At 70.2% G+C, this 26,585-nt stretch carries 23 protein-coding genes; 12 read left to right on the top strand and 11 right to left on the bottom strand.

The annotated features are described in order from the left end of the window. Nucleotides 1–1,248: 1,248 nt before the first annotated feature. On the top strand, nt 1,249–1,695 hold the full coding sequence (locus tag KIK09_RS55165) for an SAV_6107 family HEPN domain-containing protein (protein WP_214327583.1): 447 nt from the start codon (nt 1,249–1,251) through the stop codon (nt 1,693–1,695). A gap of 1,093 nt (nt 1,696–2,788) precedes the next feature. Here KIK09_RS55165 and KIK09_RS55170 read toward each other — a convergent pair. Further along, nucleotides 2,789–3,544, bottom strand: coding sequence for a hypothetical protein (locus KIK09_RS55170; protein WP_214327584.1), 756 nt, complete (start codon nt 3,542–3,544; stop codon nt 2,789–2,791). 495 nt (nt 3,545–4,039) lie between these two features. On the opposite strand from KIK09_RS55170, the gene KIK09_RS55175 reads away from it, so the two are divergent. The 3 genes from KIK09_RS55175 to KIK09_RS55185 are packed head-to-tail and all read left to right on the top strand — an operon-like array spanning nt 4,040 to nt 5,624. Continuing rightward, on the top strand, nt 4,040–4,936 hold the full coding sequence (locus tag KIK09_RS55175) for a bifunctional helix-turn-helix transcriptional regulator/GNAT family N-acetyltransferase (RefSeq protein WP_214327585.1): 897 nt from the start codon (nt 4,040–4,042) through the stop codon (nt 4,934–4,936). Next, nucleotides 4,930–5,172, top strand: coding sequence for a hypothetical protein (locus KIK09_RS55180; protein WP_214327586.1), 243 nt, complete (start codon nt 4,930–4,932; stop codon nt 5,170–5,172). The genes KIK09_RS55175 and KIK09_RS55180 overlap by 7 nt, the downstream gene beginning before the upstream one ends. Continuing rightward, complete coding sequence (locus KIK09_RS55185; protein WP_214327587.1) at nt 5,169–5,624, top strand: SRPBCC family protein; 456 nt, start codon at nt 5,169–5,171, stop codon at nt 5,622–5,624. Before KIK09_RS55180 ends, KIK09_RS55185 begins: the two co-directional genes overlap by 4 nt. Here the strand turns inward: KIK09_RS55185 and bldD are convergent. The 9 genes from bldD to KIK09_RS55230 form a co-directional block, all read right to left on the bottom strand. After that, complete coding sequence (gene bldD, locus KIK09_RS55190) at nt 5,621–6,115, bottom strand: transcriptional regulator BldD (RefSeq protein ID WP_026214021.1); 495 nt, start codon at nt 6,113–6,115, stop codon at nt 5,621–5,623. The two genes, KIK09_RS55185 and bldD, sit on opposite strands and share 4 nt — an antisense overlap. Nucleotides 6,116–6,417: 302 nt before the next feature. Further along, nucleotides 6,418–7,296 (bottom strand): universal stress protein, encoded by an 879-nt coding sequence (locus tag KIK09_RS55195; RefSeq protein WP_214327588.1) that lies wholly within the window; start codon nt 7,294–7,296, stop codon nt 6,418–6,420. Then, nucleotides 7,293–8,717 carry an amino acid permease gene (locus tag KIK09_RS55200; protein WP_214327589.1) on the bottom strand — a complete coding sequence of 475 codons (1,425 nt, stop codon included), beginning with the start codon at nt 8,715–8,717 and terminating at the stop codon, nt 7,293–7,295. Before KIK09_RS55200 ends, KIK09_RS55195 begins: the two co-directional genes overlap by 4 nt. Then, nucleotides 8,714–9,649 (bottom strand): carbamate kinase, encoded by a 936-nt coding sequence (gene arcC / locus KIK09_RS55205; RefSeq protein ID WP_214327590.1) that lies wholly within the window; start codon nt 9,647–9,649, stop codon nt 8,714–8,716. The genes KIK09_RS55200 and arcC overlap by 4 nt, the downstream gene beginning before the upstream one ends. 5 nt (nt 9,650–9,654) lie before the next feature. Further along, a complete protein-coding gene (gene argF / locus KIK09_RS55210; RefSeq protein WP_214327591.1) occupies nt 9,655–10,659 on the bottom strand; it encodes an ornithine carbamoyltransferase in 1,005 nt (334 codons plus the stop codon). Nucleotides 10,660–10,684: 25 nt separating this feature from the next. Beyond that, a complete protein-coding gene (locus KIK09_RS55215; RefSeq protein ID WP_214327592.1) occupies nt 10,685–11,929 on the bottom strand; it encodes an arginine deiminase in 1,245 nt (414 codons plus the stop codon). Between the two features lie 6 nt (nt 11,930–11,935). Next, nucleotides 11,936–13,333, bottom strand: a complete 1,398-nt coding sequence (locus KIK09_RS55220) for an amino acid permease (RefSeq protein WP_214327593.1) — start codon at nt 13,331–13,333, stop codon at nt 11,936–11,938. Nucleotides 13,334–13,416: 83 nt separating this feature from the next. Continuing rightward, nucleotides 13,417–13,659, bottom strand: a complete 243-nt coding sequence (locus KIK09_RS55225) for a DUF3040 domain-containing protein (protein ID WP_214327594.1) — start codon at nt 13,657–13,659, stop codon at nt 13,417–13,419. Between the two features lie 64 nt (nt 13,660–13,723). Further along, nucleotides 13,724–14,635: a F0F1 ATP synthase subunit gamma gene (locus KIK09_RS55230; RefSeq protein WP_214327595.1), complete on the bottom strand. Its 912-nt coding sequence runs from the start codon at nt 14,633–14,635 to the stop codon at nt 13,724–13,726. A 148-nt stretch (nt 14,636–14,783) separates the two neighbouring features. Between KIK09_RS55230 and pyrR the strand changes: the two genes are divergently transcribed. From pyrR to pyrF, 8 genes are all read left to right on the top strand, one after another. Then, entirely contained in the window at nt 14,784–15,317 is a 534-nt protein-coding gene (gene pyrR, locus KIK09_RS55235) for a bifunctional pyr operon transcriptional regulator/uracil phosphoribosyltransferase PyrR (protein WP_214327596.1), read from the top strand. After that, complete coding sequence (locus tag KIK09_RS55240; RefSeq protein WP_214327597.1) at nt 15,314–16,231, top strand: aspartate carbamoyltransferase catalytic subunit; 918 nt, start codon at nt 15,314–15,316, stop codon at nt 16,229–16,231. Before pyrR ends, KIK09_RS55240 begins: the two co-directional genes overlap by 4 nt. Beyond that, nucleotides 16,228–17,526, top strand: a complete 1,299-nt coding sequence (locus tag KIK09_RS55245) for a dihydroorotase (protein WP_214327598.1) — start codon at nt 16,228–16,230, stop codon at nt 17,524–17,526. Before KIK09_RS55240 ends, KIK09_RS55245 begins: the two co-directional genes overlap by 4 nt. Further along, nucleotides 17,523–18,620: a glutamine-hydrolyzing carbamoyl-phosphate synthase small subunit gene (carA, locus tag KIK09_RS55250; protein ID WP_214327599.1), complete on the top strand. Its 1,098-nt coding sequence runs from the start codon at nt 17,523–17,525 to the stop codon at nt 18,618–18,620. The genes KIK09_RS55245 and carA overlap by 4 nt, the downstream gene beginning before the upstream one ends. A 63-nt stretch (nt 18,621–18,683) precedes the next feature. Continuing rightward, nucleotides 18,684–21,971, top strand: coding sequence for a carbamoyl-phosphate synthase large subunit (gene carB, locus KIK09_RS55255; protein ID WP_214327600.1), 3,288 nt, complete (start codon nt 18,684–18,686; stop codon nt 21,969–21,971). Nucleotides 21,972–21,992: 21 nt separating this feature from the next. Then, nucleotides 21,993–22,841: a dihydroorotate dehydrogenase electron transfer subunit gene (locus tag KIK09_RS55260; protein ID WP_214327601.1), complete on the top strand. Its 849-nt coding sequence runs from the start codon at nt 21,993–21,995 to the stop codon at nt 22,839–22,841. A gap of 12 nt (nt 22,842–22,853) precedes the next feature. Then, entirely contained in the window at nt 22,854–23,822 is a 969-nt protein-coding gene (locus tag KIK09_RS55265; protein WP_214327602.1) for a dihydroorotate dehydrogenase, read from the top strand. Then, the gene (pyrF, locus tag KIK09_RS55270; RefSeq protein ID WP_214327603.1) at nt 23,819–24,514 is read left to right on the top strand and encodes an orotidine-5'-phosphate decarboxylase; all 696 of its coding nucleotides are present in this window, start codon (nt 23,819–23,821) and stop codon (nt 24,512–24,514) included. The genes KIK09_RS55265 and pyrF overlap by 4 nt, the downstream gene beginning before the upstream one ends. 691 nt (nt 24,515–25,205) lie before the next feature. On the opposite strand, the gene KIK09_RS55275 is transcribed toward pyrF, so the two are convergent. Next, nucleotides 25,206–26,048 (bottom strand): alpha/beta fold hydrolase, encoded by an 843-nt coding sequence (locus KIK09_RS55275; protein WP_214327648.1) that lies wholly within the window; start codon nt 26,046–26,048, stop codon nt 25,206–25,208. Nucleotides 26,049–26,585: the final 537 nt, after the last annotated feature.

Consider the following 26,585-nt stretch of genomic DNA (forward strand, 5'->3'; position numbering starts at 1 on the left):
CGCTCGTGCTCAGACCCGGGTTCCTGGCCACGCATAAGGGGGAGCCTAGCGAGAGTCAGGAGATCGTCATGCCGGTATGGGCGTTCCCGGCCGGATCGGCCACCCCATTGATACCCGTAAGGGCCCTCCTTCCGCGCGCTCCTCCCGCCGCCCCGCGCCTCGGCTCCGTCTGCCCGGGCGCCCACCTCCGGCCCCACTCCCGGCTCGCTCGCCCCTCCATCCACGCGTCATCCCCTCTCCCGGCCGCCGTCTCTGGCCTGCTGTCCGCCCCGCGTTCGCCTGTCGCGCCCTCTCTGGCCCCCGCCCCTTCGGCTCCTCTGCTGCGCGGCCGCGCCCGCCCCTGGCCGCACTTCGCTTCCTCGCACGCGAAGGCCGTGCGTCATCCCCCTCTCGGCCGCTTGTCTTCGACATGCTGTCCGCCTCGCGCGCTCTCTCCGCTCGTCGCCCCTTGCTTCGAGCTTCGTCTGCTGCCTGGCCGCCCGCCTTCCGTCCGCGTCGCCCGTCTTCTTCGCGCGCCGCTCTTCCCCCGGCCCCGTCTGCGCCGGGCCCACCAGCGGGTCCCCGCCCCTCGCACCCTTGCCGGCTCCGGCCGCGCGCCAGCTGTCTCGTGCTGGAGCCCGCTGGCCGCCTCGTCCTGGGCTGTGCGGGCGGGCTCTCGCGCGTCCATGTCCCACGTTCGCGTCCCGTGGGACCGTGCCTCGGTGTCGGTGTCGGTGTCGGTGTCGGTGTCGGTGTCGGGGGTATCTGTGTCTGGTTTTTTGGTGGCGCATCGGCGGCTCGGTGGGGTGGTGGCTGGGTGGGCGACGCGCCCGGGGTGGGGCGGCGTGTCGTCGAGGGCGGGTGTTCCGTGGAGGGCCGGTGAGCTGGGGAACGGGAGGCGTGCCGTACCTCGAGAGGTCGAAAGATCGAACCTGTGTTCGTGGAAGTGGTTGACACCGAAGGTGATCGAAATTATGTTCGACCTAGTGACCGTGAGACTCGCGGATCGCGGTCGAAGGACCTGGTCGCGGGGTTTCGCTTCCCCCAAGCGAGGCCCGCGATCAGGCTCCACGGGCGAAGGGCGTGTCCTCGTCGTCGGCGGAGACGAGTGGGCGTGTCCTGGCCGGACGGGGAGAGGGGAAGCTCCTCGTCCGGCCTGCTCGGACGGGGGGAGGTTCCTCGTCCGGCCTGCTCGGCGGAAATGTCGGTGGCGTCTGCGAATGTTGGCTCCACCGGCGGGAACGCCGGAACCTCAAGGAGGCGCGCAAGATGTCCCCACGGCTCAGTGACACGCAAGGGCCCAGGTTGTCGCCCGCGGTCCGGGCACACCTGGCGGATTCACGTTCCTGCCTGGCAGAGGCGACGACGGCTCGCACCCCGGCTTCACGATATGTGTCGGCACACCTGGCGGCCCTGCGAGCGGCCGCCGCGATCCTGGCCGCCCGGCCACGCCCCATGGAGGGCCGCCGTCGCCGCCTGCGCAGCGCCTGGGAGCTCCTGCCCGAGGCGGAGCCGCAGCTGGCGGAGTGGGCTGCCTACTTCTCGGTGAGCGCCGCCAAGCGCGCGGCCGCCGAGGCGGGCGTCGTCCGCGGCATCTCCCGCGCCGACGCCGACGAACTCCTGGCCGACGCCGAAACCTTCGTAACCACAGTCGAATCCCTCCTCGGCATCCCCACCCAACCCCAACTCCCCGTAGACGTCCCCCTAGCCGGCTAACCCCCACGGACCCGCCCCCCGCCACGCAACTCAGCCCGCTGCCCGCTCTCACCCAACCCCCGAGCCCGGCAGCCACTGACCCGCGCCCACCCGGCGACTCGAGCCGTCACCTCTGCGGCCCCACTCCCGAGCCGCCGCTGACTCGTGCCCACCCGGCGACTCGAGCCGCCCCCACCTCGCCCCCACTCATCCTTCGCGGTCACCCGTCTTCGCGGCGTGGGCCGTGTACGGGCCCCGCCGCGGTCTGCAGGGCGCCTACTCGCATCCGCCTCGCGACTCGGCCCGCTCTTGCCCCACCCATGAGCTCCGGCCACTGACCTGCGCCCACCCGGTAACTCGAGTCGCCACCCTCTCCTGCCCGCTTTGTCCTCCGCGGAGGCGTGTGCCAGCGAATTCGACCACGCTTCGGCCCTTCGGGTGCCGACTGGCGCTCGCGCTCCCGACCCGCCCGCCCACGAGCTCGGTCGCTGCCCACTCTCGCGCCGGCCACGAGCTCGGTGGTCCCGACTCGCACCTGCCCCGCGACTCGAGCCGACCCCCACGTTGCCCCTACTCGTCCTTCGCGGTCACTCGCGCCGCGCGGCCGTGCCCGCGTATGGGCCCCGCCACGAGCCATCGGGCACTGACTCGCGCTCCGTCGTGCGTTTCGGCCGCCGCCCATCCCTGGGCGCGTGCCTGCATTCGGGCCTCGCCGCTGTCTGTTGGCCGCTGACTCGCGCCCGCCTCGTGACGCGGTTCGCTGCGCGGTCTTGCCCCACCCCGAGCCCGCCGTCCACTCTCGCCCCACCTGCCTGCGAGCTCGTTGGTCCCGACTCGGATCCGGGGCGCCGGGGGAGGCGGGGGTCGTGCCGTCACGGTCGGAGTGGCGCGCAACGGCCGGATGGGCCGGTGAGCACCGGCTGCCCGCTCTTGTCCACCTACGAGCCCTGGTGGCGCTGGCTCGCGTCCATCTGGCGGCTCGAGTCGTCATCCTCTCTTGCTTGCTCGTCCTTCGCGGCCACTTGCCTTTGCGGCGTGTGCACGCGTGTAGGCCCCGTCGTGGTCCGTCGGGCGGTGGCTCGCGCTCCTGTGGGGGTTCGTCTTCCTGTCAGTGTCAGTTGGGGTGGGTCAGTCTGACGTAGCCGTATGGGTTGAAGGACAGGTCGTCCTCGGGGTGGCGGGTGCTGGTGCCGGTGTGTAGTAGCCAGCGGGGGGCGGATTCGGTCATGCGGAATCCGGCGCCATCCTCGATCTCTGGCGCGCGTGGGTCGGTCAGGAGGTAGATCGCCAGCGTGTCCAGGTGTGCGATCAGGTCGGGTAGTTGGTTCTTTGGTGGAGGGGTATTGCCGACCTCGATTTCTACCTCGGGGGCGCCGAGTAGGTGCATGCCGCAGCTGTAGAGCACCTGGCCGTCGTAGATCGGGCGGGTTACCCAGGCGGCGATGAGTGCGGCGGCCAGGGCCTCGTCCGTGGCGTGCTTTGCTTGGTCGGCCAGTTCGAGCCAGCGGGTTCGGCCGTGTGTGATGCCGCTGCTCTCGTTCTTTGCCGCTGTGGCGCCGGAACGCAGGAGAGTGGCTGTCGCCGCCAGCAGGCGCCGGGAAGTGTCGAGTGCCAGCTCTCGCATCATCGGTGCGGACAGGAAGTAGGCGACGGTGTCGTGGGACTCGACGGCGGTCCAGTCTTCCTCGTCGAACGAGGCTGCGGCCATGCTGGCCTCGAAGGCTTCGGGCATCCGAGGGTCGGGTTCGGCCTCGGAGTACTCGCGGTCGAGGACGAAGCCGCCGAAGTCGGCCGCGATCCGTTCCATCTCCGTAAGGCCCAGCCCGGAGCTGAGCACGCACAGCACGTGGCGAGGAAACGCTTCACTCATCTCGGCACGTTATCGATCATGGCCGCTGTCTCGCGGCGATTCCCGCCATCTCCTGAGATAGCGGGATGCGGCTGTCGCCGAGCTGCGTGGTTGCGTGGGCTGCACAAGCTACGGGGCTACGCGGTTGTGCGGGCTGCGCGGCTACGCGGTTGCGCGAGCTGTGCGGGCTGCGCGGTTGTGCAGGTTGCGCGGGCTACACGCGCTACGCGGTTGCGCGGCAGATGCGGTTGGTGGGTCGGTGGCGTCGGTCGTTGGCGTGTTCCCCAGGAGGTAGCTCGTCGGTGGCCTCGCTCGTAGACGTGGTTACCCGCGCTCGGTCGCGCGACAGGTCTTGGCCTCGCCTGCCTCGTGGTGGCTCGTCTGCTCGTACATGCTGCCCTTGGTTGGTGGTCGTTTGGGTTGTCGGCTCGTGGTTGGTCGTTGGGCTTTCCATCGGCGAGCTTTTGGGTGGTTTGTGCCGAGACAGGGGATGAGTCTCTGACTAAAGTCAGAGAAATGGACGAGGCCTTGGTGGAGCGGGTTCGGCGGTTCAATCGGGTGGTCGCGCAGCGGGTGGGGGCGTTGGATGAGGCGTTTCTGGCACGTGGCCGGCCTATGGGCCAGGCGCGGCTGCTCTGGGAGATCGGCCCGGAGGGTGGCGAGGTGCGGGCGCTGCGGGCTCGGCTGGATCTCGACTCGGGGTATCTGAGCCGGTTGCTACGGGCCCTGGAAGCGCAGGGGCTGGTCAGGGTCGAGGCGGGCGGCGAAGATGGCAGGGTGAGGACGGCGCGGCTGACCGGGGCGGGCCTGGCCGAGCGGGAGGAGCTGGACAAGCGGTCCGACGAGCTGGCCGCGGGAATGCTGAGCCCGCTCAGCGGGGAGCAGCGCGAGCGGCTGGTGGTCGCGATGGGCGAGGTGGAGCGGCTGCTGGTGGCGTCCATGGTGCGGGTGGCGGTGACCGACCCGCGCCATCCCGACGCCCGGCACTGCGTCCGCGAGTACTTCGCCGAGCTGGGCAGGCGGTTCGAGGCCGGGTTCGACCCGGGGCTGAGCATCTCGGCCGACGATGAGGAGCTGACGCCGCCGAGGGGGCTGCTGCTGGTGGCCACGCTGCACGACGAGCCCGTCGGGTGCGGCGCGCTCAAGCTGCACGACGACGGCGTCGCCGAGGTCAAGCGGATGTGGGTCTCCCCGTCCGTGCGCGGCCTGGGCCTGGGCCGCCGGCTGCTGGCCGAGCTCGAGGCGCAAGCCGTACGGCATGCCGCCCGCACACTCCGCCTGGAGACCAACCGCACGCTGACCGAGGCTATCGCCCTGTACAGGGCGGCCGGATTCCGCGAGGTCGAGCCGTTCAACGACGAGCCCTACGCACACCACTGGTTCGAAAAAGGTGTTACCTTGGTACCATGGTAACAATCGAGAGAGCCCAGACCGGCCTCCGCATCGAACGGAACCTGCTCAAGACCCTCAAGGGCCTGGCCGAGTACCTCGACATCTCCCTCGGCGACCTGGTCGAGGGCATCGCGCTGCACGCCTTCGAGGGCAAGGCGCCCTTCTCGGCGTCCACGATGGAGAAGATCGAGCAACTGAAGGCCGTCTATGGCCTCACGCTGACGGCCGAGGACGCGCACAAGCTGGTGGAGAAATGAGCACCCGCCACCGCCTGACGGGCGAGATCGTCGTGCCACTGCCCCCGGATGAGGCGTTCGCGCTGTTCACGCCGCGCGGCGAGGAGGCGTGGGCGCCAGGCTGGAAGCCGCGCTTCCCGCATGAGACCCAGGACGACTCGGAGCCGGGCACGGTCTTCGAGACCGACGCCCACGGCGAGCTGACGACCTGGGTGGTGCTGGAGCGCGAGCCGGGCCGCCGGATCTCCTACGCCCGCCTCACTCCCGGCTCCCGCGCGGGCACCGTATCGGTCCTGCTCAAGCCGGAGGGCAGGGTAGAGGTCACCTACGACCTGACAGCCCTGTCGGAGCACGGCGAGCACGCGCTGGACCATTTCGCGGCCGGTTACGCCGACTACCTGCGCTCGTGGGAGGAGGCCATCAAGAAGGGGACGCCCTCACCGCCGGCGCCCCCTTCAGATGCGGAGAACTAGAACGACTCCACGGCCCGGCGCGCCTCGGCGTCCAGCACGCCCCAGCTGATGAGTTCCTCCGTCAGCTCACTGGGCGACTTGTCATAGATGACGGCAAGCGAGCGCAGGTCCTCCTGCCGGATGGACAGCACCTTGCCGTTGTAGTCACCCCGCTGCGACTGGATCGTGGCCGCGTAGCGAGCCAGCGCGCCCGCCTTCTCCTTGGGCAGAGTCGCCAGGCGCTCCAGGTCGATGACAAGCTTCGGCGTCGGGCCGAGCGGCGAGGGCGCCGCACCCCCGGGCAGCAGCTCGGAAACCGGAACCCCGTAGAAGTCGGCCAGCTCGGCCAGCTTCTGCACTGTTACCGCGCGGTCGCCACGCTCGTAGGAACCCACGACCACGGCTTTCCAGCGACCCCGCGACTTCTCTTCGACCCCGTGCAGGGACAGGCCCTGCTGGGTGCGGATGGCGCGGAGTCGTGCACCCAGCGACTTTGCGTACTCAGACGGCATCCTGTGGCCCCCCGGCTCTCGTATGTATCGCTCTCAGTAGATTGTGCTCCCTTGCGGCGTTTGCCCGAGCCACCGGGGGGTGTGGTGCCGAGCTCGGCACCATCGGTAGCCATGGCTCTGGGTTTACCCCAGAACGCCGCGCGGAGTGGTTACGCACAGTGACGGTAAAGGGGTGGAAGCCTAAGGTCAAGCTGATTGGAAAAAAGATGCCGAATCCGGTCCGAGATAGAAAGCCGCAATCGCCCCTGTTGTCCCACCAGTAACAGTACTTCGTCAGAGTTTGCCGAGAGGCGCGATTGATGTCACCGCTTGGTTACGGGCTCCCGGGTGAGGATGAGCACGGGCACGGGAGCAGCGCGGACGATCTTGATCGAGATGTCGCCCAGGAAGACCCGCCGTAGCGGCCCCGAGGTGCTGGAGGAGCAGACGATCAGCTCGCCCGGCAGCCACGTGGTGGCGGCCAGCGCGCCTGACACATTACGCCCGTCGAGAACCTCCACATCGACCTGGACGCGCCGGTGCCCGCGCGCGGCCATCTTGAGGTCCGCCGCGGCCTGCTCACGCACCCGCAGCAGCATCTCGTCGTGGATCTTGGCCCTCCTGCCGGTGCTGACCACCATCGTCACCAGCCGCAGCGGCACGTCCAGCGCCGCCGCCAGCCTGGCCGCCTCGGTGACCCCGGCATCGCACGAGGGGCCGCGCCGGTAGGCGAAGGTCACGCGCTCGAACGCGGTGGGGGCGGCCTCGCCGTACCCCTTGGGGGCGAGCACGACGGGGACGGGGGAGGAGTGCAGCAGCTGGTCGGCGGTGCTGCCGAGCGAGATGCGCCCGCGCGCGCCGCGCGGCGCCGAGCCGATGACGACCAGCTCGGCGCCCTGCTTGCGGGCCACCTCGCTCAGCCCGCGCCCGCTGCCCTTCTCGAAATGGGCGATGAACGTCGCCGCGTCGGAGCCGACCTGCTCGCGCGCCTGTGCCAGCGTCGCGTCGGCCTCCTCGCGCAGGAACGCCACCCACGCGGTCTCGTCGGCCCTGCCGGGCCCCGGCGTCGTCCACGGCGGCGGCTGTACGGTCGCCACCAGCAGCTCCGCCTCGGCCTGCTTGGCCAGCAGGGTGGCCAGGGCCAGCCCGTCGCGGCCCCTCGGCTCCGGAATGAACCCGGCGAGCACCTTCGTCAGCTTCATGGGGTCACCTCGGTGTGCAGCCGGGAGTGGCGGTAGCCGTACAGGAAGTAGCAGATCAGGCCGACCAGCATCCACACGCCGAAGGCGGCCCAGGTGACCCCGGCCAGCCCGCCCATGACCAGCAGGCAGAGGAGCGCACCCAGGATCGGCGAGACGGGGAAGAGCGGCACGCGGAAGGTGCGCGGCAGCTCCGGGCTGCGGTAGCGCAGCACGATCACGCCGATGTTGACGATGAAGAAGGCGAACAGGGTGCCGATGCTGGTGGCCTCGGCCAGCTGGCCCAGCGGGATGAACCCGGCCAGGACCGAGATGAAGACCGTCACGATGAGCGTGTTGGCGACGGGCACCTGGCGGCGCGGATTGACCTTCTCGAAGATGCGCGGGATGAGCCCGTCGCGGGACATCGCGAACAGGATGCGGGTCTGGCCGTACATGACCGTGAGCACCACGCTGGCGATGGCGATCACCGCGCCGAAGGAGACGATCAGGCCAGGCCAGACCTGGCCGGTGGCCTTGACCACGATCAGCGACAGGCTGGCCTCGGTGGTCTCCGGATTGAACTCCTGCCAGGGCATCGCGCCGATCGCGGCCACGGAGACCAGGACGTAGATGACCGTCACGATCAGCAGCGAGAAGAGGATGGCCAGAGGCAGGTCCCGCTTGGGGTTCTTGGCCTCCTCGCCCGCGGTCGAGGCCGCGTCGAAGCCGATGTAGGAGAAGAACACCTGCGAGGCGGCCGCCGTGATACCGGCCACGCCCAGCGGCGCGAACGGCGTGAAGTTCCCCGCCTGGAAGGCGGTGAAGGCAACGACGCAGAAGAAGGCCAGGACCGCCACCTTGATCAGGACGAAGATCGCGTTGGCCGTGGCCGACTCCGACGCTCCGCGCAGCAGCAGCCAGCACGCCAGCACCACGATGAGGATGGCGGTGAGGTTGATCACGCCGCCCTTGTCGCCGGGGGAGTGGGTGATCGCGTCCGGCAGCTTCCAGCCGAACAGGCCCTCCAGGAACGAGTTGAGGTACTCGCCCCAGCCGACCGCCACGGCCGCGACCGAGACGGCGTACTCCAGCATCAGGCACCACCCGCACACCCACGCCACGAGCTCGCCGAGCGTGGCGTAGGCGTAGGAGTACGACGAGCCGGACACCGGGATCGTCCCGGCCAGCTCGGCGTAGGACAGCGCCGAGAACAGCGCCGTGATGGCGGCCAGCACGAACGACAACACCACCGCCGGCCCCGCCTTCGGCACGGCCTGGCCGAGGATGACGAAGATGCCGGTGCCGAGCGTGGCGCCCACGCTGAAGAGCGTGAGCTGCCACAGCGTCATCGTGCGGCGCAGTTCGCCGCCCACGCCGTGGCCGCCCTCGGCCACGATCTGCACGGCGGGCTTGGTGCGGAACAGCCGCTGCGTCATCGTCATAGGGTGCTCGCCAGTGGCCAGGTCGCGCCGGGCGTGACGATCGTGCCGGCCGAGCCCTCCAGGATCTGTTCGGCCTGGTCGAGCTTGCCGATGGCCGCCATGTCGCCGGTCGTCTCCACGAACCGGCACACCGCTTCCACCTTCGGTCCCATGGAGCCGGCGGGGAAGTCGATGGCGCGCAGTTCGTGCGGGGTGGTGTGGGCGATCTCGGCCTGCTGCGGGGTGCCGAAGTCCCTCATGACCCGCGGCACGTCGGTCAGGATCAGGAACGCGTCGCACTCCAGCGCCTCGGCCAGCATCGAGGCGGTCAGGTCCTTGTCGATGACGGCCTCCACTCCGGCCAGGCGGCCCTGCGCGTCGCGGATGACGGGCACGCCGCCGCCGCCCCCGGCGATCACGACGACGCCGTCACGGACCATCTTGCGGATCAGCCGGGTCTCCACCACGCGCTGCGGAGTGGGGGAGGGCACCACGCGGCGCCAGTACTGGCCGTCGGGCTTGACCGTCCAGCCGTACTCCTCGGCCAGCTTCTCGGCCTCGCTCTGGTCGTAGACCTGCCCGACGAACTTGGTCGGGTTGTCGAAGGCGGGGTCGACGGCCGAGACCAGCGTCTGGGTGACCATGGCCGTCACCTGGCGGCCCGGCAGGGCGTTCTGCAGCGACTGCAGCATCCAGTAGCCGATCATGCCCTGCGTCTCGGCGCCGATGGTGTCCAGCGGGTACGGCTTGGTCAGGTTCTGGTCGCTGGTGCTCTCCAGCGCCAGCACGCCGACCTGTGGACCGTTCCCGTGTGTGATGATCAGCTCGTGCTTCTCGGCCAGCTTGGCCAGCGTCTTGACCGCGACGGCGACGTTGGCGATCTGGTTCTCCGCGTCCGGCTTCTGCCCGCGCTCGAGCAGTGCATTGCCCCCCAGGGCGACGATCACGCGCATCGCGATCAGTCCCCCAGGGTGGCCACCATGATGGCCTTGATCGTGTGCATGCGGTTCTCTGCCTCGTCGAAGACGATCGAGCGGGACGACTCGAAGACCGACTCGGTCACCTCGAGCGCGTCGAGCCCGGTCTTCTCGTAGATCTCCTCGCCCACCTTGGTCTCCCTGTTGTGGAAGGCGGGCAGGCAGTGCATGAACTTCACCCGGGGGTTGCCGGTGGCCTTGATCACCTTGTCGTTGACCTGGTACGGCAGGAGCAGCTTGATCCGCTCGTCCCACACCGACGCGGGCTCGCCCATCGAGACCCACACGTCGGTGTAGAGGAAGTCGACGCCCTTGACGCCCTTGGCCAGGTCGTCGGTGATGGTGATCGTGGCGCCGGTCTCCTTGGCCAGGTCCTTGGCGGGCTTGACCACCATCTTCGCGTCGGGCTGCAGCTTCTTGGGCGAGACCAGGCGCACGTCCATGCCGAACATGGCCCCGGTGACCAGCAGCGAGTGGCCCATGTTGTTGCGCGCGTCGCCGAGGTAGGCGAAGGAGACCTGGTTCAGCGGCTTGTCGCTGTGCTCCTCCATGGTGAGCATGTCGGCCAGCATCTGCGTGGGGTGCCACTCGTCGGTCAGCCCGTTCCACACGGGCACCCCCGAGTACTGCGCCAGCTCCTCGACGTTGGCCTGCTTGCTGCCGCGGTACTCGATCCCGTCGAACATCCGCCCGAGCACCCGCGCGGTGTCCTTGAACGACTCCTTGTGCCCGATCTGCGACCCGGACGGGTCGAGGTAGGTCACGTGCGCGCCCTGGTCGTGCGCGGCGACCTCGAACGCGCACCGGGTGCGCGTCGAGGTCTTCTCGAAGATGAGCGCGATGTTCTTGCCCGTGAGCCGCTGCTGCTCGATCCCGGCGTACTTGGCCGCCTTCAGATCGGCCGACAGCCGCAGCAGGTAGCCGAACTCCGCCGGCGTGAAGTCCAGCTCCTTCAGGAAGCTGCGGTTGCGCAGGTTGAACGCCATGACGATTTCCCCCGATGGAATGTCGCTAGATGCCGGCGCGCTCGAGCGGGCAGCTCATGCAGCGCGGCCCGCCGCGGCCCCTGCCCAGCTCGCTGCCCCTGATCGTGATGACCTCGATGCCGTTGTCGCGCAGGAAGTTGTTGGTCGTGGTGTTGCGCTCGTAGGCGACGACCACGCCCGGCTCGATGGCCAGCACGTTGCACCCGTCGTCCCACTGCTCCCGTTCGGCGGCGAACACGTCCTGCGTGGCGGTCAGGACCTTGATGTCGTCCAGGTCGAGCGCCTTGGCGATGGCCTTGTGCATGTCCTCGGCCGGGTGGTCGGTGACCTTGAGCTCCTTCTCGGTGTCACCGGGCTCGATCGTGTACGACGGCAGCATCCCCAGCCCGGCGTACTTGGTGAACACGCCCACGTCCACGTTGGTCATGACCGTGTCCAGGTGCATGAACGCCCGGGCCTTGGGCATGTTGAGCGCCACGATCTTCTTGGCGCCGCCGGACCTGAACAGGTTCTGCGCGAGCATCTCGACGGCCTGCGGCTGGGTGCGCTCGCTCATGCCGATCAGTACGGCGCCGCGGCCGATGACCAGCACGTCGCCGCCCTCCATCGTGGCCGGCGCGACCGCGGTGCCGGGCATCCAGACATTGAACCCGCCCGTTTCCGGCTTGCCGAACCCCGAGGCGAACGTCGGGTGGTAGCGGTAGACGGCCTCCAGGTTCACCGTCTCGGCCTGCCGTGCCTTCTTGCGCATCGCGTTGATCGAGACACCGTTGTAGATCCAGCACGAGGTGTCGCGGGTGAACAGGTGGTTGGGCAGCGGAGGCAGGATGAAGTCCTCCGGGTCGAGCGCGTGGTAGGCCACGCTCTTGGGGTCGACGCCGTACTCCATGATCTCGGCCTTGGTGATGCCGCCGGTCAGGAACTGCTGCAGCTTGGCCGAGGGCATGGCGTCCAGCGCGTTGCGGATGGCGTCGGTGGCCAGCGGACCCATGAAGCGCTCGTCGATCACGTGCTCCAGCACGTGCTTGCGCGCATCGGGGATGTCGAGGGTCTCGCGGAGCAGGTCGGCCAGCATGTACACCTTGATGCCGCGATCGCGCAGCACCTGCTGCCACTCCTCGTGTTCCTCCAGGGCCCGCTGGACCCACAGGACGTCGTCGAAGAGGAACTCGTCCTTGTTGGTGGGGGTGAGCCGCTTGAGCGCCAGCTCGGGCTTGTGCAGCATCACCTGGTGGAGCCTGCCCACCTCGGAATCGACGTGAAAAGTCATTGCTCATTATCCCCTTTGAAGCTCTCGCGGCCCGAATTCGTTGCGCCGTGATTTCACCCAGATGTAGACAGGGACCCCGACGAGCAGCATCAGCGTGCCGCCGAGCACGGCCTCGGCCCCCGAGCCGTAGGCCATCCAGAACGCGAACAGCAGCGCGATCGTGGCGATGGTCATGTCGCGGGCCAGGCGTTTCACCTGGACCTTGCGCCCCTCGGTGACCAGCCAGAAGATCTGGGCCGCCGCGGAGAAGAAGTACGGGATGACGGTGGTGAACGAGGCGAGCAGCACGATCGTGTTGAACGCGTTCTCCGAGGCGTACCCCAGCAGCAGCATCACCGAGGTCAGGACGGTGCCGACCAGGATGCCCGCGGCGGGCACGCCACGGCCGGAGATGCGGCCGAAGGCCGTGGGGAACATGCCGTCCTTGGCCGCGGCCATCGGCATCTCGGCCACCAGCATGGTCCAGCCGTTGAGCGCGCCGATGCCGGAGGCGATGGCGCAGGCGGCCATGATGACGCCCCAGATCGTGCCGCCGAACATGTGGTTGAGCGCGTCGGCGAACGGCGCGTTCGACTTGACCAGTTGGTCGTGCGGCACGGTGCCCATGACCGCGATGGTGCTCAGCATGTACAGGACCGCGCAGGCCAGCACGCCGATGACGCTCGCCTTGCCGATGTTGCGAGCCGGGTCCTTGATCTTCTCCGCGGCGATCGCGACGCTCTCGACGCCCGAGTAGATGAACAGCGCCACGGCTCCGGCCAGGGAGATGGCCCCGATCACGTTCCCGCCGGTGGCGTTGAAGGCGCCGAAGTTGGCCCATTCGATGAAGAACAGCCCGACGACGGCCACGAACAGCAGCGGCACGAACTTCAGAATCGTGGTGACGATCTGGAAGGACGCCATGTTCCTGGCGCCCGCGAGGTTGACCAGCGCCGGGATCCAGATCCCGACGAGGCCGATGATGATGGCCGTGCCGGTGCCGCCCCAGTCCAGGCCGAAGACCTGCTTGGCGAAGTACTGCACGTAACCCACCCAGGCCACGGCGATGGCGGCGTTGCCGATCCACGCGGTCAGCCAGAACGACCAGGCGTTCCAGAAGCCGGCGAACTCGCCGAAGGCGTCGCGCGCGTAGGCGTAGGGGCCGCCGGCCGCCGGCACACGCGCCCCGAGCCTGCCGAAGACGACCGCCATCGCGATCGCCCCGATGGTGACCAGGCCCATGGAGATCAGGCTCACCCAGCCGAACGCGGCCAGCGAGGCGGGCAGCAGGAAGATCCCGGTGCCGACGACGTTCCCGATGACCAGGGCGATGGCGGCGCCCAGCCCCAGGCCGCCTTTGGCGGGTACGGTCTCGGTCGGCGCCGCGGTCGTCACGCCGCCCTCAGGCGGCCGTGGTCCCCCCATGTCTGCTCCCCCCGAACCGCATGCTGACGACAGTCGGTGAGGTGCCCATCACAGGGGGCGTTGACACGAAGCTTGTCCGGAAATTACCTGATAGCGGGGTGCGAGACGGTGCCGGATGACCCGGACATGAGCAGAGTGAGGGCGAACACGGCAAGACACAGCGCGATGAGCAGGATCGGCCAGTTTTCCCGGCCTGACGGGATGCGCTCGGCCGTCACGGCACCGCTGCCGTGCTCGGACAGATCGCGGGCCAGCGCGGGATCCTCGGAGGTGATCTGGCGCGCGATCGCGGCCAGGGCGGACTTCTCGCGTGCGGACAACGCCATGATGAACCTCCCTCGAGAGACTTGAGGGAGGTTTTATACCTTTTTGTCGTGTTTTGCCAAATCCTCAGTGATGCTTGAGCGCCTCCACGCCGCCCACGATCTCGTTGATCTCGGTGGTGATGTCCGCCTGCCGCGCCTCGTTGGCCTGCCTGGTCAGGGTCTCGATCAGCTCGTGGGCGTTGTCCGTCGCCGACGTCATGGCCGTACGGCGGGCCGCCCACTCCGAGGCCGCGGACGAGAGCAGCATGTACCAGATCCGCGACCGCACGTACTTGCGCAGCATCGCGTCGAGCACGGCCTCGGGCGTCGGGTCGAACTCGTAGGGCGCCTTCGGCGCCGCGCCCTCCTCGTCGCCCTGTTCCTCGGACAGCTCCTCCACCACCATCAGCGGCAGGATCCTGTGCACCGTCGTGCGCTGCGTCAGCATCGTCACGAACTCGGTGTAGATCACGTGCACCTCGCCCACGCCACCCTCGCGGGTCGGCGTGTCGAAGGCGTCGATGAGCGTCTGCCCGATCTCGGCCGCCGTGGCGTAGTCCGGCTGGCCGCTGACGCCCGTCCACTCCCCGGCCACGGGCCGGCCGCGGAAGCGGCACCAGTCCACGCCCTTGGTGCCGACCACGTAGAGCGTCGGCTCCTTGTTCTGCTCGCGCAGCAGCGCGCCCAGGGCCTGGCCCTGCCGGACCACGTTGTGGTTGTAGCCGCCGCAGAAGCCCCGGTCGCTGGTGACCAGCAACACCGCCACCCGCGAGGCGTCGGGCCGCACGTTCAGCAGCGCGTGGTTCATCCGCATCCGGTGGCTGAGCAGCAGCGTGACCGTCTTGGAGATCTCCCTGCTGTACGGCTCGGCCTCCGCGGCCCTGTCCCTGGCCTTGCCCACCCGCGAGGACGCGATGAGCTCCTGGGCGCGCGTGATTTTCGCGGTGGACCTGACCGATCGGATCCTCTGGCGGATCTGACGAAGTTGTGCGCCCACGGTAACCCCCCGACTACAACGTGTGCACCACACCGTAGCGCCCCGCCGTACCCCTCCGCGTTCTGGCTGGTAGCGCCTGGTACTGTGTGTCCCGACCACAGCCCTTTAAGACCCGTCCCGTGAGGCGGGAAAGGTGGTGAGATACCTCATGTCCGACTCCAGGGCCGTCCTCGAAGGCCCGGACATCCATCGCGCACTGACGCGCATCGCGCACGAGATCCTCGAGCGCACCAAGGGCGCCGACGGCGTCGTCCTCCTCGGTATTCCTACCCGCGGCGCCACGCTGGCACGCCGCCTGGGTGACCGGATCGAGCAGTTCGAAGGCGTGAAGATCCCCGTCGGCTCGATCGACATCACGATGTACCGGGACGACCTGCGCCTCAAGCCCGCCCGCCCGCTCGGCCACACCGAGCTGCCGCCCGACGGCATCGACGGCAAGACCGTGGTCCTGGTCGACGACGTCCTCTACTCCGGCCGCACCGTGCGCGCCGCGCTGGACGCGCTCAACGACCTGGGCCGCCCGACCTCCGTGCAACTGGCCACGCTGGTCGACAGGGGGCACCGCGAGCTGCCCATCCGCGCCGACTACGTCGGCAAGAACCTGCCGACCGCCAAGAGCGAGAAGGTCAAGGTCTTCCTGCAGGAGACCGACGGGCGCGACGCAGTGGAGCTGATCAAGTGAACAGGCATCTCATCTCGGCGGGCGACCTCAGCAAGGACGACGCCCTGCTCATCCTCGACACCGCCGAAGAGCTGGCGGCGGTCTCGGAACGATCCATCAAGAAGCTGCCCACGCTGCGGGGCCGCACGGTGGTCAACCTCTTCTTCGAGGACTCCACCCGCACCCGCATCAGCTTCGAGGCCGCGGCCAAGCGCCTGTCGGCCGACGTCATCAACTTCTCCGCCAAGGGCTCGAGCGTCTCCAAGGGCGAGTCGCTCAAGGACACCGCGCTGACCCTGGAGGCCATGGGCGCCGACGCGGTCGTCATCCGCCACGGCGCCTCCGGCGCGCCGCACCGCCTGGCCAACTGGGTGCGCGGCAGCGTCGTCAACGCCGGCGACGGCACGCACGAGCACCCCACGCAGGCGCTGCTCGACGCCTTCTCCATGCGCCGCCGCCTCGGCTCGCTCGAAGGCCGCAAGATCACCATCGTCGGCGACGTCCTGCACAGCCGCGTCGCCCGCTCCAACGTGCTGCTGCTGCACACGCTGGGCGCCGACGTGACGCTGGTCGCCCCGCCGACCCTGCTGCCCGTCTCGATCGACACCTGGCCCTGCCAGGTCTCCTACGACCTGGACGCGGTGCTGCCCAAGTCCGACGTGGTCATGATGCTCCGGGTGCAGAAGGAGCGCATGAACGCCGCCTACTTCCCCAGCGAGCGCGAGTACTCCCGCCGCTACGGGCTCGACCGCGACCGCTTCGCCAAGATGCCGGACGACGCCATCGTGATGCACCCCGGTCCGATGAACCGGGGCATGGAGATCGCCGCCGAGGTGGCCGACTCTCCGCGCTCGACCATCGTCGAGCAGGTCACCAACGGCGTGACCATCCGCATGGCCGTCCTGTACCTGCTCCTTGGGGGAGAGAGCGCGTGATCATCCGCAACGTACGCATCCTGGGCGGCGAGCCCGTCGACATCCACATCGAAGACGGCGTGATCGGCGCGATCACCCCCGCCGGGTCCGCGGCGGCGGGAGCCGTACAGGTCGTCGACGGCAAGGGCGCGATCGCGCTGCCCGGCCTGGTCGACCTGCACACGCATCTGCGCGAGCCGGGCCGCGAGGACGCCGAGACCGTGCTGACCGGCACGCAGTCGGCCGCCCGCGGCGGGTACACCGCCGTGCACGCCATGGCCAACACCTCGCCCGTCGCCGACACCGCCGGCGTGGTCGAGCAGGTCTACCGGCTCGGCCAGGAGGGCGGCTACTGCGACGTGCAGCCCGTCGGCGCCGTGACCGTCGGCCTGGAGGGCAAGCAGCTGGCCGAGCTCGGTGCGATGGCCGACTCCGCCGCCCGCGTCCGCGTCTTCTCCGACGACGGCAAGTGCGTCGACGACGCGGTGCTGATGCGGCGGGCGCTGGAGTACGTCAAGGCCTTCGACGGCGTCGTGGCCCAGCACGCCCAGGAGCCCCGCCTCACCCAGGGCGCCCAGATGAACGAGGGCGTGATCTCCGGCAGGCTCGGCCTGACCGGCTGGCCGGCCGTCGCCGAGGAGGCGGTCATCGCCCGCGACTGCCTGCTTGCCGCGCACGTCGGCTCCCGCCTGCACGTGTGCCACGTGTCCACGGCCGGCTCGGTGGAGATCATCCGCTGGGCCAAGTCCAAGGGCTGGAACGTCACCGCCGAGGTGACCCCGCACCACCTGCTGCTCACCGACGACCTCGTCGAGGACTCGCCGGTCGGCGCCTACAACCCGATCTACAAGGTCAACCCGCCGCTGCGCACCCGCGCCGACGTCGAGGCGCTGCGCCAGGCCCTGGCCGACGGCACGATCGACGTGGTGGCCACCGACCACGCGCCGCACCCGGTCGAGGACAAGGAGACCGAGTGGCTGGCCGCGGCCATGGGCATGGTCGGCCTGGAGACCGCGCTGAGCGTGGTGCAGGAAGCCATGGTCGACACCGGCCTGCTCGACTGGGCGGGCGTGGCGGAGCGCATGTCCATCGAGCCCGCCAGGATCGGCCGCCTCAACGGGCACGGGCAGCCGCTCGAGGTGGGCGCTCCTGCCAACATCGTGCTCTACGACCCGTCCGCGCGCACCGAGGTCGACCCGGCCGCGTTCGCGTCCAAGAGCAGGAACACGCCGTACGAGGGGATGACCCTGCCCGGCCGGGTGGTGGCCACCTTCCTGCGCGGCAAGCCGACGGTTCTGGAAGGGAAGCTGTCTTGACACACGCGGTGCTGGTCCTGGAGGACGGCAGGGTCTTCCACGGAACCCCCTACGGCGCCGAGGGTGAGACGTTCGGCGAGATGGTCTTCAACACCGGCATGACCGGCTACCAGGAGACCCTCACCGACCCGTCCTACCATCGCCAGATCGTCGCGATGACGGCCCCGCACATCGGCAACACCGGCGTCAACGACGAGGACCCGGAGTCGTCCAGGGTCTGGGTCGCCGGGTACGTCGTGCGCGAGCCGTCCCGCATCGTGTCCAACTGGCGGGCGACCGCCTCGCTCGACGACTACCTGAAGCAGCAGGGCGTCGTCGGCATCGCGCTGAAGGGCACCCGCGCGCTCACCCGCCACCTGCGCGAGCGCGGCGCGATGCGCGCGGGCATCTTCACCGCCCCCTCCGCGCCGGTCGAGGAGCTCGTCGAACGCGTACGGCAGGCGCCCCAGATGGCCGGGGCCGACCTGGCCAAGGAGGTCGCCACCGCCGAGCCGTACGTGGTCCAGGCGATCGGCGAGAAGAGGTTCACGGTCGCGGCCGTGGACCTCGGCATCAAGGGCATGACGCCGCACCGGATGGCCGAGCGCGGCTGCGAGGTGCACGTGCTGCCCGCCGACGCCACCTTCGAGGACATCATGGCCGTCCGGCCCGACGGGGTGTTCTACTCCAACGGGCCGGGCGACCCGGCCACCGCCGACGTCACGGCGCTGCGCCAGGTGCTGGAGGCGGGCATCCCGTTCTTCGGGATCTGCTTCGGCAACCAGCTGTTCGGGCGGGCGCTCGGCCTTTCCACCTACAAGCTCCGCTACGGTCACCGGGGCGTGAACCAGCCGGTCAAGGACGTGCGGACCGGGAAGGTGGAGATCTCGGCGCACAACCACGGCTTCGCGGTCGAGGCTCCGCCGGCCTTCGACACGCCGTACGGGCCCGGCGAGGTCAGCCACGTCAACCTGAACGACGGCTGCGTCGAAGGGTTGCGTTTGATCGACCGGCCTGCGTTCAGCGTCCAGTACCACCCAGAGGCCGCAGCCGGTCCTCACGATGCCGCTTACCTCTTCGACGAGTTCTGCTCAGTGATGGGGGCGGCATCATGAGTCTGGAAGCCGCGCTGTGCTCATTCACCCGGGTCTTCGACGAGTTCTGCGAGGTTATGTCCAGTGCCCAAGCGTGAGGACATCCAGTCGGTCCTGGTGATCGGCTCGGGCCCCATCGTGATCGGCCAGGCGTGCGAGTTCGACTACTCCGGCACCCAGGCCTGCCGCGTGCTCAGGGCCGAGGGCTTCCGGGTGATCCTGGTCAACAGCAACCCGGCGACGATCATGACGGACCCGGAGTTCGCCGACGCCACCTATGTCGAGCCGATCACGCCCGACTTCGTGGAGAAGATCATCGCCAAGGAGCGGCCCGACGCGCTGCTGCCCACGCTGGGCGGCCAGACCGCGCTCAACACGGCCGTCGCGCTGCACGAGTCGGGCGCGCTCGAGCGCTACGGCGTCGAGCTGATCGGCGCCGACTTCGACGCGATCCAGGCGGGGGAGAACCGGGAGCGCTTCAAGGAGATCGTGGCCAAGGTCGCGCGCGAGCACGGCCTCAACGCCGACTCCGCCCGCAGCGCGATCTGCCACTCCATGGACGAGGTCCTGCGGGCCGCAGGCGAGCTCGGCTACCCGCTGGTGGTCCGGCCCAGCTTCACCATGGGCGGCCTCGGCTCCGGTTTCGCCTACACCGAGGACGACCTGCGGCGCATCGCCGGGGCGGGCCTCGACGCCTCGCCGACCACCGAGGTGCTCCTGGAGGAGTCCATCCTCGGGTGGAAGGAGTACGAGCTCGAGGTCATGCGTGACAAGCACGACAACGTCGTGATCGTGTGCTCCATCGAGAACATCGACCCGATGGGCGTGCACACCGGCGACAGCGTCACCGTCGCACCCGCGCTGACCCTGACCGACCGCGAGTACCAGAACATGCGCGACGTGGCCATCGCGGTCATCCGCGAGGTCGGCGTCGACACCGGCGGCTGCAACATCCAGTTCGCGGTCGACCCGAGCACCGGCCGCATGATCGTCATCGAGATGAACCCGCGCGTGTCGCGCTCGTCGGCGCTGGCCTCCAAGGCCACCGGCTTCCCGATCGCGAAGATCGCCGCCAAGCTGGCCATCGGCTACACGCTCGACGAGATCCCCAACGACATCACCAAGGAGACCCCGGCCTCCTTCGAGCCGACGCTCGACTACATCGTGGTCAAGGTGCCGCGCTTCGCCTTCGAGAAGTTCCGCGGCGCCGACCAGACGCTCACCACGCACATGAAGTCCGTGGGCGAGGCCATGGCCATCGGCCGCTCCTTCCCCGAGGCCCTGCAGAAGGCGCTGCGGTCCCTGGAGAAGAAGAGGTCGTCCTTCAGCTGGGCCGGGCTCCCGGAGGACAAGCTGGAGCTCCTAGCGGCCTGCCGTACGCCCCATGACGGGCGGCTGCGCACCATGCAGCAGGCCATCAGGGCGGGCGCGACGGCCGAGGAGCTGTTCGAGGCGACCAACGTCGACCCGTGGTTCATCGACCAGCTGCTCCTGCTGCACGAGGAGGCGCTCGCGCTGGGCGCGGTCCGCGAGCTGACGCTCGAGGTGCTCGAGCGCGCCAAGCAGCACGGCTTCTCCGACGCGCAGATCGCCGAGATCCGCGGGCAGGACGAGTCGCGCGTGCGCGACCTGCGCCACGCCCTGGGCCTGCGGCCGGTCTACAACACCGTCGACACCTGCGCGGCCGAGTTCGCCGCCAGGACGCCCTACCTCTACTCCACCTACGACGAGGAGAACGAGGTCCCGTACGGCTCCCGCCAGAAGGTGATCATCCTGGGCAGCGGGCCGAACAGGATCGGGCAGGGCATCGAGTTCGACTACGCCTGCGTGCACGCCTCCTTCGAGCTGTCCAGGGCGGGCTTCGAGACCGTCATGGTCAACTGCAACCCGGAGACGGTCTCGACCGACTACGACACCTCCGACCGGCTCTACTTCGAGCCGCTCACGCTGGAGGACGTGCTCGAGGTCGTCCACGCCGAGCAGCAGACCGGCCCGGTGGCCGGAGTGATCGTGCAGCTGGGCGGCCAGACGCCCCTCGGGCTGGCCCAGGCGCTGAAGGACGCCGGGGTCCCTGTGGTGGGCACCTCGCCCGAGTCGATCCACCTGGCCGAGGAGCGCGGCGCCTTCGGGCGGGTGCTGGCCGAGGCCGGGCTGCCCGCGCCCAAGCACGGCACCGCCACCACCGTGGCCGAGGCGCTGCAGGTGGCCGAGGAGATCGGCTACCCGGTCCTCGTCCGGCCGTCCTACGTGCTGGGCGGCGCGGGGATGGCCATCGTCTACGACGACGAGACGCTCTCGACCTACATGTCGGCCCAGGAGGGCGGACATCCGGTCCTGGTCGACAAGTTCCTCGACGAGGCCATCGAGATCGACGTGGACGCGCTCTTCGACGGCGAGGAGCTCTACCTCGGCGGCGTGATGGAGCACATCGAGGAGGCCGGGATCCACTCCGGCGACTCGGCCTGCGCGCTGCCGCCCATCACGCTCGGCAGCCACGACATCAAGCGCATCCGCGCCGCCACCGAGGGCATCGCCCGCGGCGTCGGCGTCCGCGGGCTGCTCAACGTCCAGTACGCCATGTCGGCGGGCGTGCTGTACGTGCTCGAGGCCAACCCGCGCGCCAGCCGTACCGTGCCCTTCGTGTCGAAGGCGACGGCGGTGCCGCTGGCCAAGGCGGCGGCCCGGGTGATGCTGGGAGCCTCGATCGCCTCCCTGCGGGAGGAGGGCATGCTCCCGGCCGAGGGCGACGGCGGGACGCTGCCTCTGGAGGCCTCCATCGCGGTCAAGGAGGCCGTGCTGCCCTTCAACCGGTTCCGGGGCGTCGACACCGTGCTGGGGCCGGAGATGCGCTCGACCGGCGAGGTCATGGGCATCGACGAGTTCTTCGGCATCGCCTACGCCAAGTCTCAGGCGGGCGCCTACGGCGAGCTGCCGGTCAAGGGCCGGGCGTTCGTGTCGGTGGCCAACCGCGACAAGCGGGCGATGATCTTCCCGGTGAAGGCGCTCGCGGACCTCGGATTCGAGATTCTCGCCACCGAGGGCACCGCCGAGGTGCTGCGCCGCAACGGTGTCCATGCCAAGATCGTGCGAAAGCAGAGTGAGGGCGTGGGGCCGGGAGGTGAACCGACGATCGTCCAGCGCATCTTGGACGGCGAGGTCGACCTCATCGTCAACACCCCGTTCGGCAGCCCCGGGCAGTCCGGGCCGCGCCTGGACGGCTACGACATCCGCACCGCCGCGGTGCTGCGCGGCATCCCGTGCATCACCACGGTCTCGGGGCTGGCCGCCGCCGCGGCGGGCATCCAGGCCATCGGACGGGGCGATGTGGGCGTACGGTCCCTCCAGGAGCACGCACGCGCACTAGGACGGTGAGGTAAAACGGCCGGGACTCCGGTGCAGGTGACCGGCACGGTGCTGACCACGCGCCGTGTCGACGCCTACCATGCGCTCACCGTGGTGGCGCCCGGCATCGCCGAGCGCCACCGGCCCGGCCACTTCGTGTCCGTCGCGGTCGGCGGAGCCAACACCTCGATGGTGACCCGCCGCGCCCTGTCCGTGCACGACGTCAAACCCGACTACGGCGGCACGGTGGAGCTCGTCTTCACCGTGCGCGGCCCCGGCACGCAATGGCTGGCCGAACGGCGTGCCCGCGACACGCTCGACCTCGTCGGGCCGCTGGGCAGGCCGTTCCCGCTGCCGCGCGACCCCGCCCACTGCGTCCTGGTCGGCTCCGAGTACGGCTCGGCGGTCCTCTTCCCGGTGGCCGACGCGCTCATGGAACGTAGCTGCCGGATCGACTTCGTGCTCGGCGGCGCCTCGGCCGACCGGGTGTTCGGCGCGATGCGGGCACGCAGGATGGCCGCCACGACCACGCTGACCACCGAGGACGGCTCGCTCGGGCTGCGCGGCAAGGTCACCGACGCGCTGCCTTCGGTGATCGCCGACACCCGCGCCGACGCCGTCTACGCCGCGGGGCCGATGGAGACGCTGCGCGCCGTCACCGCGGTGGCGGTCGAGTTCGACATCCCGGTGCAGGTGGCCGTCGAGGAGTCGATGGCCTGCGGGATCGGCATCTGCATGACGTGCGTGCTGCCCGTGATCGGCGACGACGGCGTCACCAGGATGGTCAGGGCCTGCGCCGAGGGCCCGGTCTTCCGTGGGGAGCGGGTCCGCTTCGAGGACGTCGGAACGATCCCGTTCGACGCTCTCGGCGCGCCCGGGGGCGGGGCGCGCAATGGCTAGGGGGTGTCTCGCATGTCCGTAGATATGCGGACATTTCTGGCGCATGTGGAGCTGGCCAATCCCGTGATGACGGCCGCCGGGTGCGCAGGGTCGGGGCGGGAGCTGGCCCAGTTCTTCGACCTGCACCGCCTCGGCGCGCTCGTCACCCGCTCGATCACGATGGCGCCACGGGCCGGCAGGCCCACGCCCCGCATGACCGAGACGCCGTCCGGGCTGCTCAACGCCGTCGGGCTCCAGGGGCCCGGCATCGACGCCTTCCTCGAACGCGAGCTGCCCTGGCTCGCGCAGCGCGGCATCAGGACCGTCGTGTCCATCGGCGGCGGCACCGTCGCCGAGTACTCGGCGCTGGCCCGCAGGCTCGCCGACGCGCCCGGCGTGACCGCGCTCGAGGTGAACCTGTCCTGCCCCAACATCGAGGACCGCGGCCGCGTCTTCGCCCGCGACGGCAGCGCCGCGGCCGAGGTCATCGCCTCGGTCCGCGCCATCATGCGCTACGACGTGCCCGTGATCGCCAAGCTCGCCCCCGACGTGGCCGACATCGTCGCCGTCGCGCGCGCCTGCGTGGAATCCGGCGCCGACGCGCTGTCCATGATCAATAATCCGCTGGGCATGGCGATCGACACCGAGGCGCTGCGCCCGGCCCTGGCCGCCGTCACCGGAGGGTTGTCGGGACCGGCGATCCTGCCGCTCGCCGTACGGTGCGTGTGGCAGGTGCACGCCGCGCTGCCGGGCACGCCGATCGTCGGCGTCGGCGGCGTGCTCAGCGGCCGCGACGCCTTCCAGCTGGTGCTGGCCGGGGCGTGCGCCGTCGGCGTCGGGACCGCGCTGTTCCACGACCCCTACGCGTGCCTGCGCATCGAGCGCGAGCTCGAGGAGCTGCTGCAGGCTCGCGGCTTCCAGCGCCTGGCCGACGCCGTCGGCCTGGCCCACCGATCACCGGGCAGTAGCACCCGGCACCTGCACGAGGAGAGTTCCCTTTGAGCACGCCCGCACCGATCGCCGTCGCACTGGACGCGCCCGACCTGGAGACGGCCGCCCGCTGGGCCGGGCTGGTCACCCCGCACGTCAGCACGGTCAAGGTCGGCCTGGAGCTCTACCTGCGCTACGGCCCCGATGTCATCGCCTCCGTCCGTGGGGCCAGCGGCGTCCAGGTCTTCCTGGACCTCAAGCTGCACGACATCCCCAACACCGTGGCCGGCGCCGCCCGCGCCGTCGCGCGCCTCCGCCCCGCCATCCTCACCGTGCACGCGGCGGGCGGGCCCGCGATGATCAAGGCGGCCGTCGACTCGGCGCCGCACACCAAGATCGCGGCGGTGACGGTGCTCACGTCGCTGTCGGAGTCGGACCTCGACCGCATCGGCCTCATCGGCCCCGCCGACGAAGCCGTCCGCCGCCTGTCCTCGATGGCCGTCGAGGCGGGCGCCACGGCGCTGGTCTGCTCGCCCCACGAGGTCGCCGCGGTCCGCGCCGAAGTCGGCCCCGCCATCACCCTCATCACCCCCGGCGTCCGCCCACCCGGCGCCGACACGCAGGACCAGGCGCGCGTCGCCACCCCGGAACGCGCTCTCGCCGACGGCGCCGACCTCCTGGTCATCGGCCGCCCCATCACCGCTTCCCCCGACCCCGGCGCCGCAGCCGCCGCCATAGCCTCCGCCCTCCGCCGCACCACCTGACCCACCCCGAGGGTGCGCCGCACGCCAATGCCCCGCGCCCCCCGTACGGCGAGCCCCGACCTCGCCGCCCCAAGCGACACCGCACCCGCCGGCCGCTCACACCCGGCAGGACTCCGACGCCCGCACGCGGCGAGCCTCTGACGCCCGCAACTCGGGGTCTCGCCGACGCCGCACGTTGCCAGGTCTCGCCGGAGTCGCGCGTCTGCGGGTCTTCGAGGCGCCGGGTCGGCGGGATGGTGTGTGGCGAAGCTCGGCGCCCTTGTACGGCGAGCGGCCACCCCTGGCGCGCCCGGGCGCATGCATGCCGAACCCCAGCGGCCTGCCTGGCGCCCCGCAACCCCGCGGGCTTCCCAGAGCCGCACGTCGCCGGACTCGCAGGCGTCACGCGTTCGCGGCTCTTCGAGGCGCCTGACCAGCGGGCCTCGTAGCCGCGCCTCAGCGCCCCTTCCCGGGCGCCGGGGCGGCGAGGTGTCGTACGGCGTGGGTCGGCGCCCGTGTACGGCGGGATGGCCACCCTGGCGCGCCCGGGCACGAGGGCGCCGCGCTCCGGCGCGTTTGGGTGGGCCTTGAGGGTGTCGGGTCAGCGTGCACGGGGAGGCGTCCCCGAGGGATTCCCGGCGATCGTGCGGGCCTGGCGAGGCGTCCCCGGGGAGCGGGGGATTCCCAGGTGAGGCGTCCCGGGGGAGCGGGATTAAGCCGGGAGGGCGGCTAGGAAGGGCTGGAGGGCCTTGGTGACCTCTTCGGGGCGCTGCAGGGGCGGGAGGTGGCCTGTGTCCGGGAGATCGATTCTGGAGGCGTTCTGGATGCCCTGGGTGAGGATGTCGGACACCTCCTGGATCCACGGGACGTCGCTGAGGCCGTTGATGACGAGGGTCGGCACCTGGATCTCGCCGAGGCGGCTCTTGGCGTCCAAAGAACGTTCCGTGGCCCGCGTCCCCGTCCAGGAGCGAAGGAAGACCTGGCGCATCATCTCCATGACCCGCTCCCACACCGCGGGATCGAGGTCGTCACGAACCCGGTCGGGCCCGGCGACCTGCCAGAGCGCGTGGGCCGTGGCGAAAGCCTCGAGATCGGCGGGATCCACCGTCGCCACCCCGGCCCGGTAGGCGCGCAGCCGGTCGGCGGGGATCGAAGTGTGGACCCGTTCCCGAGCCTGAGCGATCATCGCCTCCGGCCAGGGATGCCCCGACAGACCTGAGCACACCAGGACGAGCCCCGACACCCGCGCCGGATCCGCCAGCGCCGCCTCGACCGCCCACGACCCGCCCATCGAGCACCCGACCAGCGCCGCCCGCTCGACCTCCAGCGCATCGAGCAACCCCAAGAGGTCCTCGTAATGCGCGAACTCGCCCTCGGCGTCCTCCGACTCGCCGTACCCCCGCCAGTCGTACCGGATCACCCGGTGATCCGCCGACAGAGCCTCGACCTGCGCGTCCCACATCCGCCGATCGGCGATCCCCGCGTGCACCAGCACCACCGCCGGCCCGCTCCCCGCCTCGTCGTACGCCAGCCCGACGCCGTTGACCCGAACCATGCTCACCCCGCCCAACCTAGGAGACACCCCAGCCCCTCACCCTCGTGTTCGCCCCCAGCACACCTCGTCAGCCACGCCAAGCACCTCGTACGGCACGCCAGGCATCTTGTACGGCACGCCAGGCACCTTGTACGGCAAGCCGCGCATCCACCCGCCACGCGGCGCCCCAGGTCGGGGTTCCCGCCCCAGGGCGGGAACCCCGACGGCCAGGCCCAGACGCACGACCGCTGAGACTCCGGCCGGCGTGCGCCAGGAGCCCGGGACGGCAGGTGGAGGCCGGCTCCAGAGGCGTCGGGGTGGCCAGCACTACGCGCGGCCCGCTCGGCCGGTGGAGAGGGAAGGAGCGCCACGCGGGTGCGATGGGGAGTCCCAGCGCCGGGTGAGGCCCCGCACGGACGGGCCTGGGCAGGGTGCCGCGCGATGGAACGACGCGCGGTGCGGTCGCGGTGAAAGCGTGGCGCGGTAGGGCGGGGGTCTGGGAGAGGAGGGCATGGTGGGAGACCCGGTGGGGGTCGGGTGGCGGGAGTGGCTGGAGAT

It is taken from the genome of Nonomuraea sediminis (genome assembly GCF_018531495.1).
Taxonomy (GTDB): domain Bacteria; phylum Actinomycetota; class Actinomycetes; order Streptosporangiales; family Streptosporangiaceae; genus Nonomuraea; species Nonomuraea sediminis.

Bases quoted from the DNA above. Each gene is read 5' to 3' on its own strand.
- pyrR (WP_214327596.1), top strand. From the start codon at position 14,784: ATGTCCGACTCCAGGGCCGTCCTCGAAGGCCCGGACATCCATCGCGCA.
- KIK09_RS55200 (WP_214327589.1), bottom strand. From the start codon at position 8,717: ATGACGATGACGCAGCGGCTGTTCCGCACCAAGCCCGCCGTGCAGATC.
- KIK09_RS55175 (WP_214327585.1), top strand. From the start codon at position 4,040: ATGGACGAGGCCTTGGTGGAGCGGGTTCGGCGGTTCAATCGGGTGGTC.
- arcC (WP_214327590.1), bottom strand. From the start codon at position 9,649: ATGCGCGTGATCGTCGCCCTGGGGGGCAATGCACTGCTCGAGCGCGGG.
- KIK09_RS55225 (WP_214327594.1), bottom strand. From the start codon at position 13,659: ATGGCGTTGTCCGCACGCGAGAAGTCCGCCCTGGCCGCGATCGCGCGC.
- KIK09_RS55165 (WP_214327583.1), top strand. From the start codon at position 1,249: ATGTCCCCACGGCTCAGTGACACGCAAGGGCCCAGGTTGTCGCCCGCG.
- KIK09_RS55170 (WP_214327584.1), bottom strand. From the start codon at position 3,544: ATGAGTGAAGCGTTTCCTCGCCACGTGCTGTGCGTGCTCAGCTCCGGG.
- KIK09_RS55180 (WP_214327586.1), top strand. From the start codon at position 4,930: ATGGTAACAATCGAGAGAGCCCAGACCGGCCTCCGCATCGAACGGAAC.
- KIK09_RS55195 (WP_214327588.1), bottom strand. From the start codon at position 7,296: ATGAAGCTGACGAAGGTGCTCGCCGGGTTCATTCCGGAGCCGAGGGGC.
- KIK09_RS55215 (WP_214327592.1), bottom strand. From the start codon at position 11,929: ATGACTTTTCACGTCGATTCCGAGGTGGGCAGGCTCCACCAGGTGATG.
- KIK09_RS55275 (WP_214327648.1), bottom strand. From the start codon at position 26,048: ATGGTTCGGGTCAACGGCGTCGGGCTGGCGTACGACGAGGCGGGGAGC.
- bldD (WP_026214021.1), bottom strand. From the start codon at position 6,115: ATGCCGTCTGAGTACGCAAAGTCGCTGGGTGCACGACTCCGCGCCATC.
- KIK09_RS55265 (WP_214327602.1), top strand. From the start codon at position 22,854: ATGTCCGTAGATATGCGGACATTTCTGGCGCATGTGGAGCTGGCCAAT.
- argF (WP_214327591.1), bottom strand. From the start codon at position 10,659: ATGGCGTTCAACCTGCGCAACCGCAGCTTCCTGAAGGAGCTGGACTTC.
- KIK09_RS55185 (WP_214327587.1), top strand. From the start codon at position 5,169: ATGAGCACCCGCCACCGCCTGACGGGCGAGATCGTCGTGCCACTGCCC.
- KIK09_RS55220 (WP_214327593.1), bottom strand. From the start codon at position 13,333: ATGGGGGGACCACGGCCGCCTGAGGGCGGCGTGACGACCGCGGCGCCG.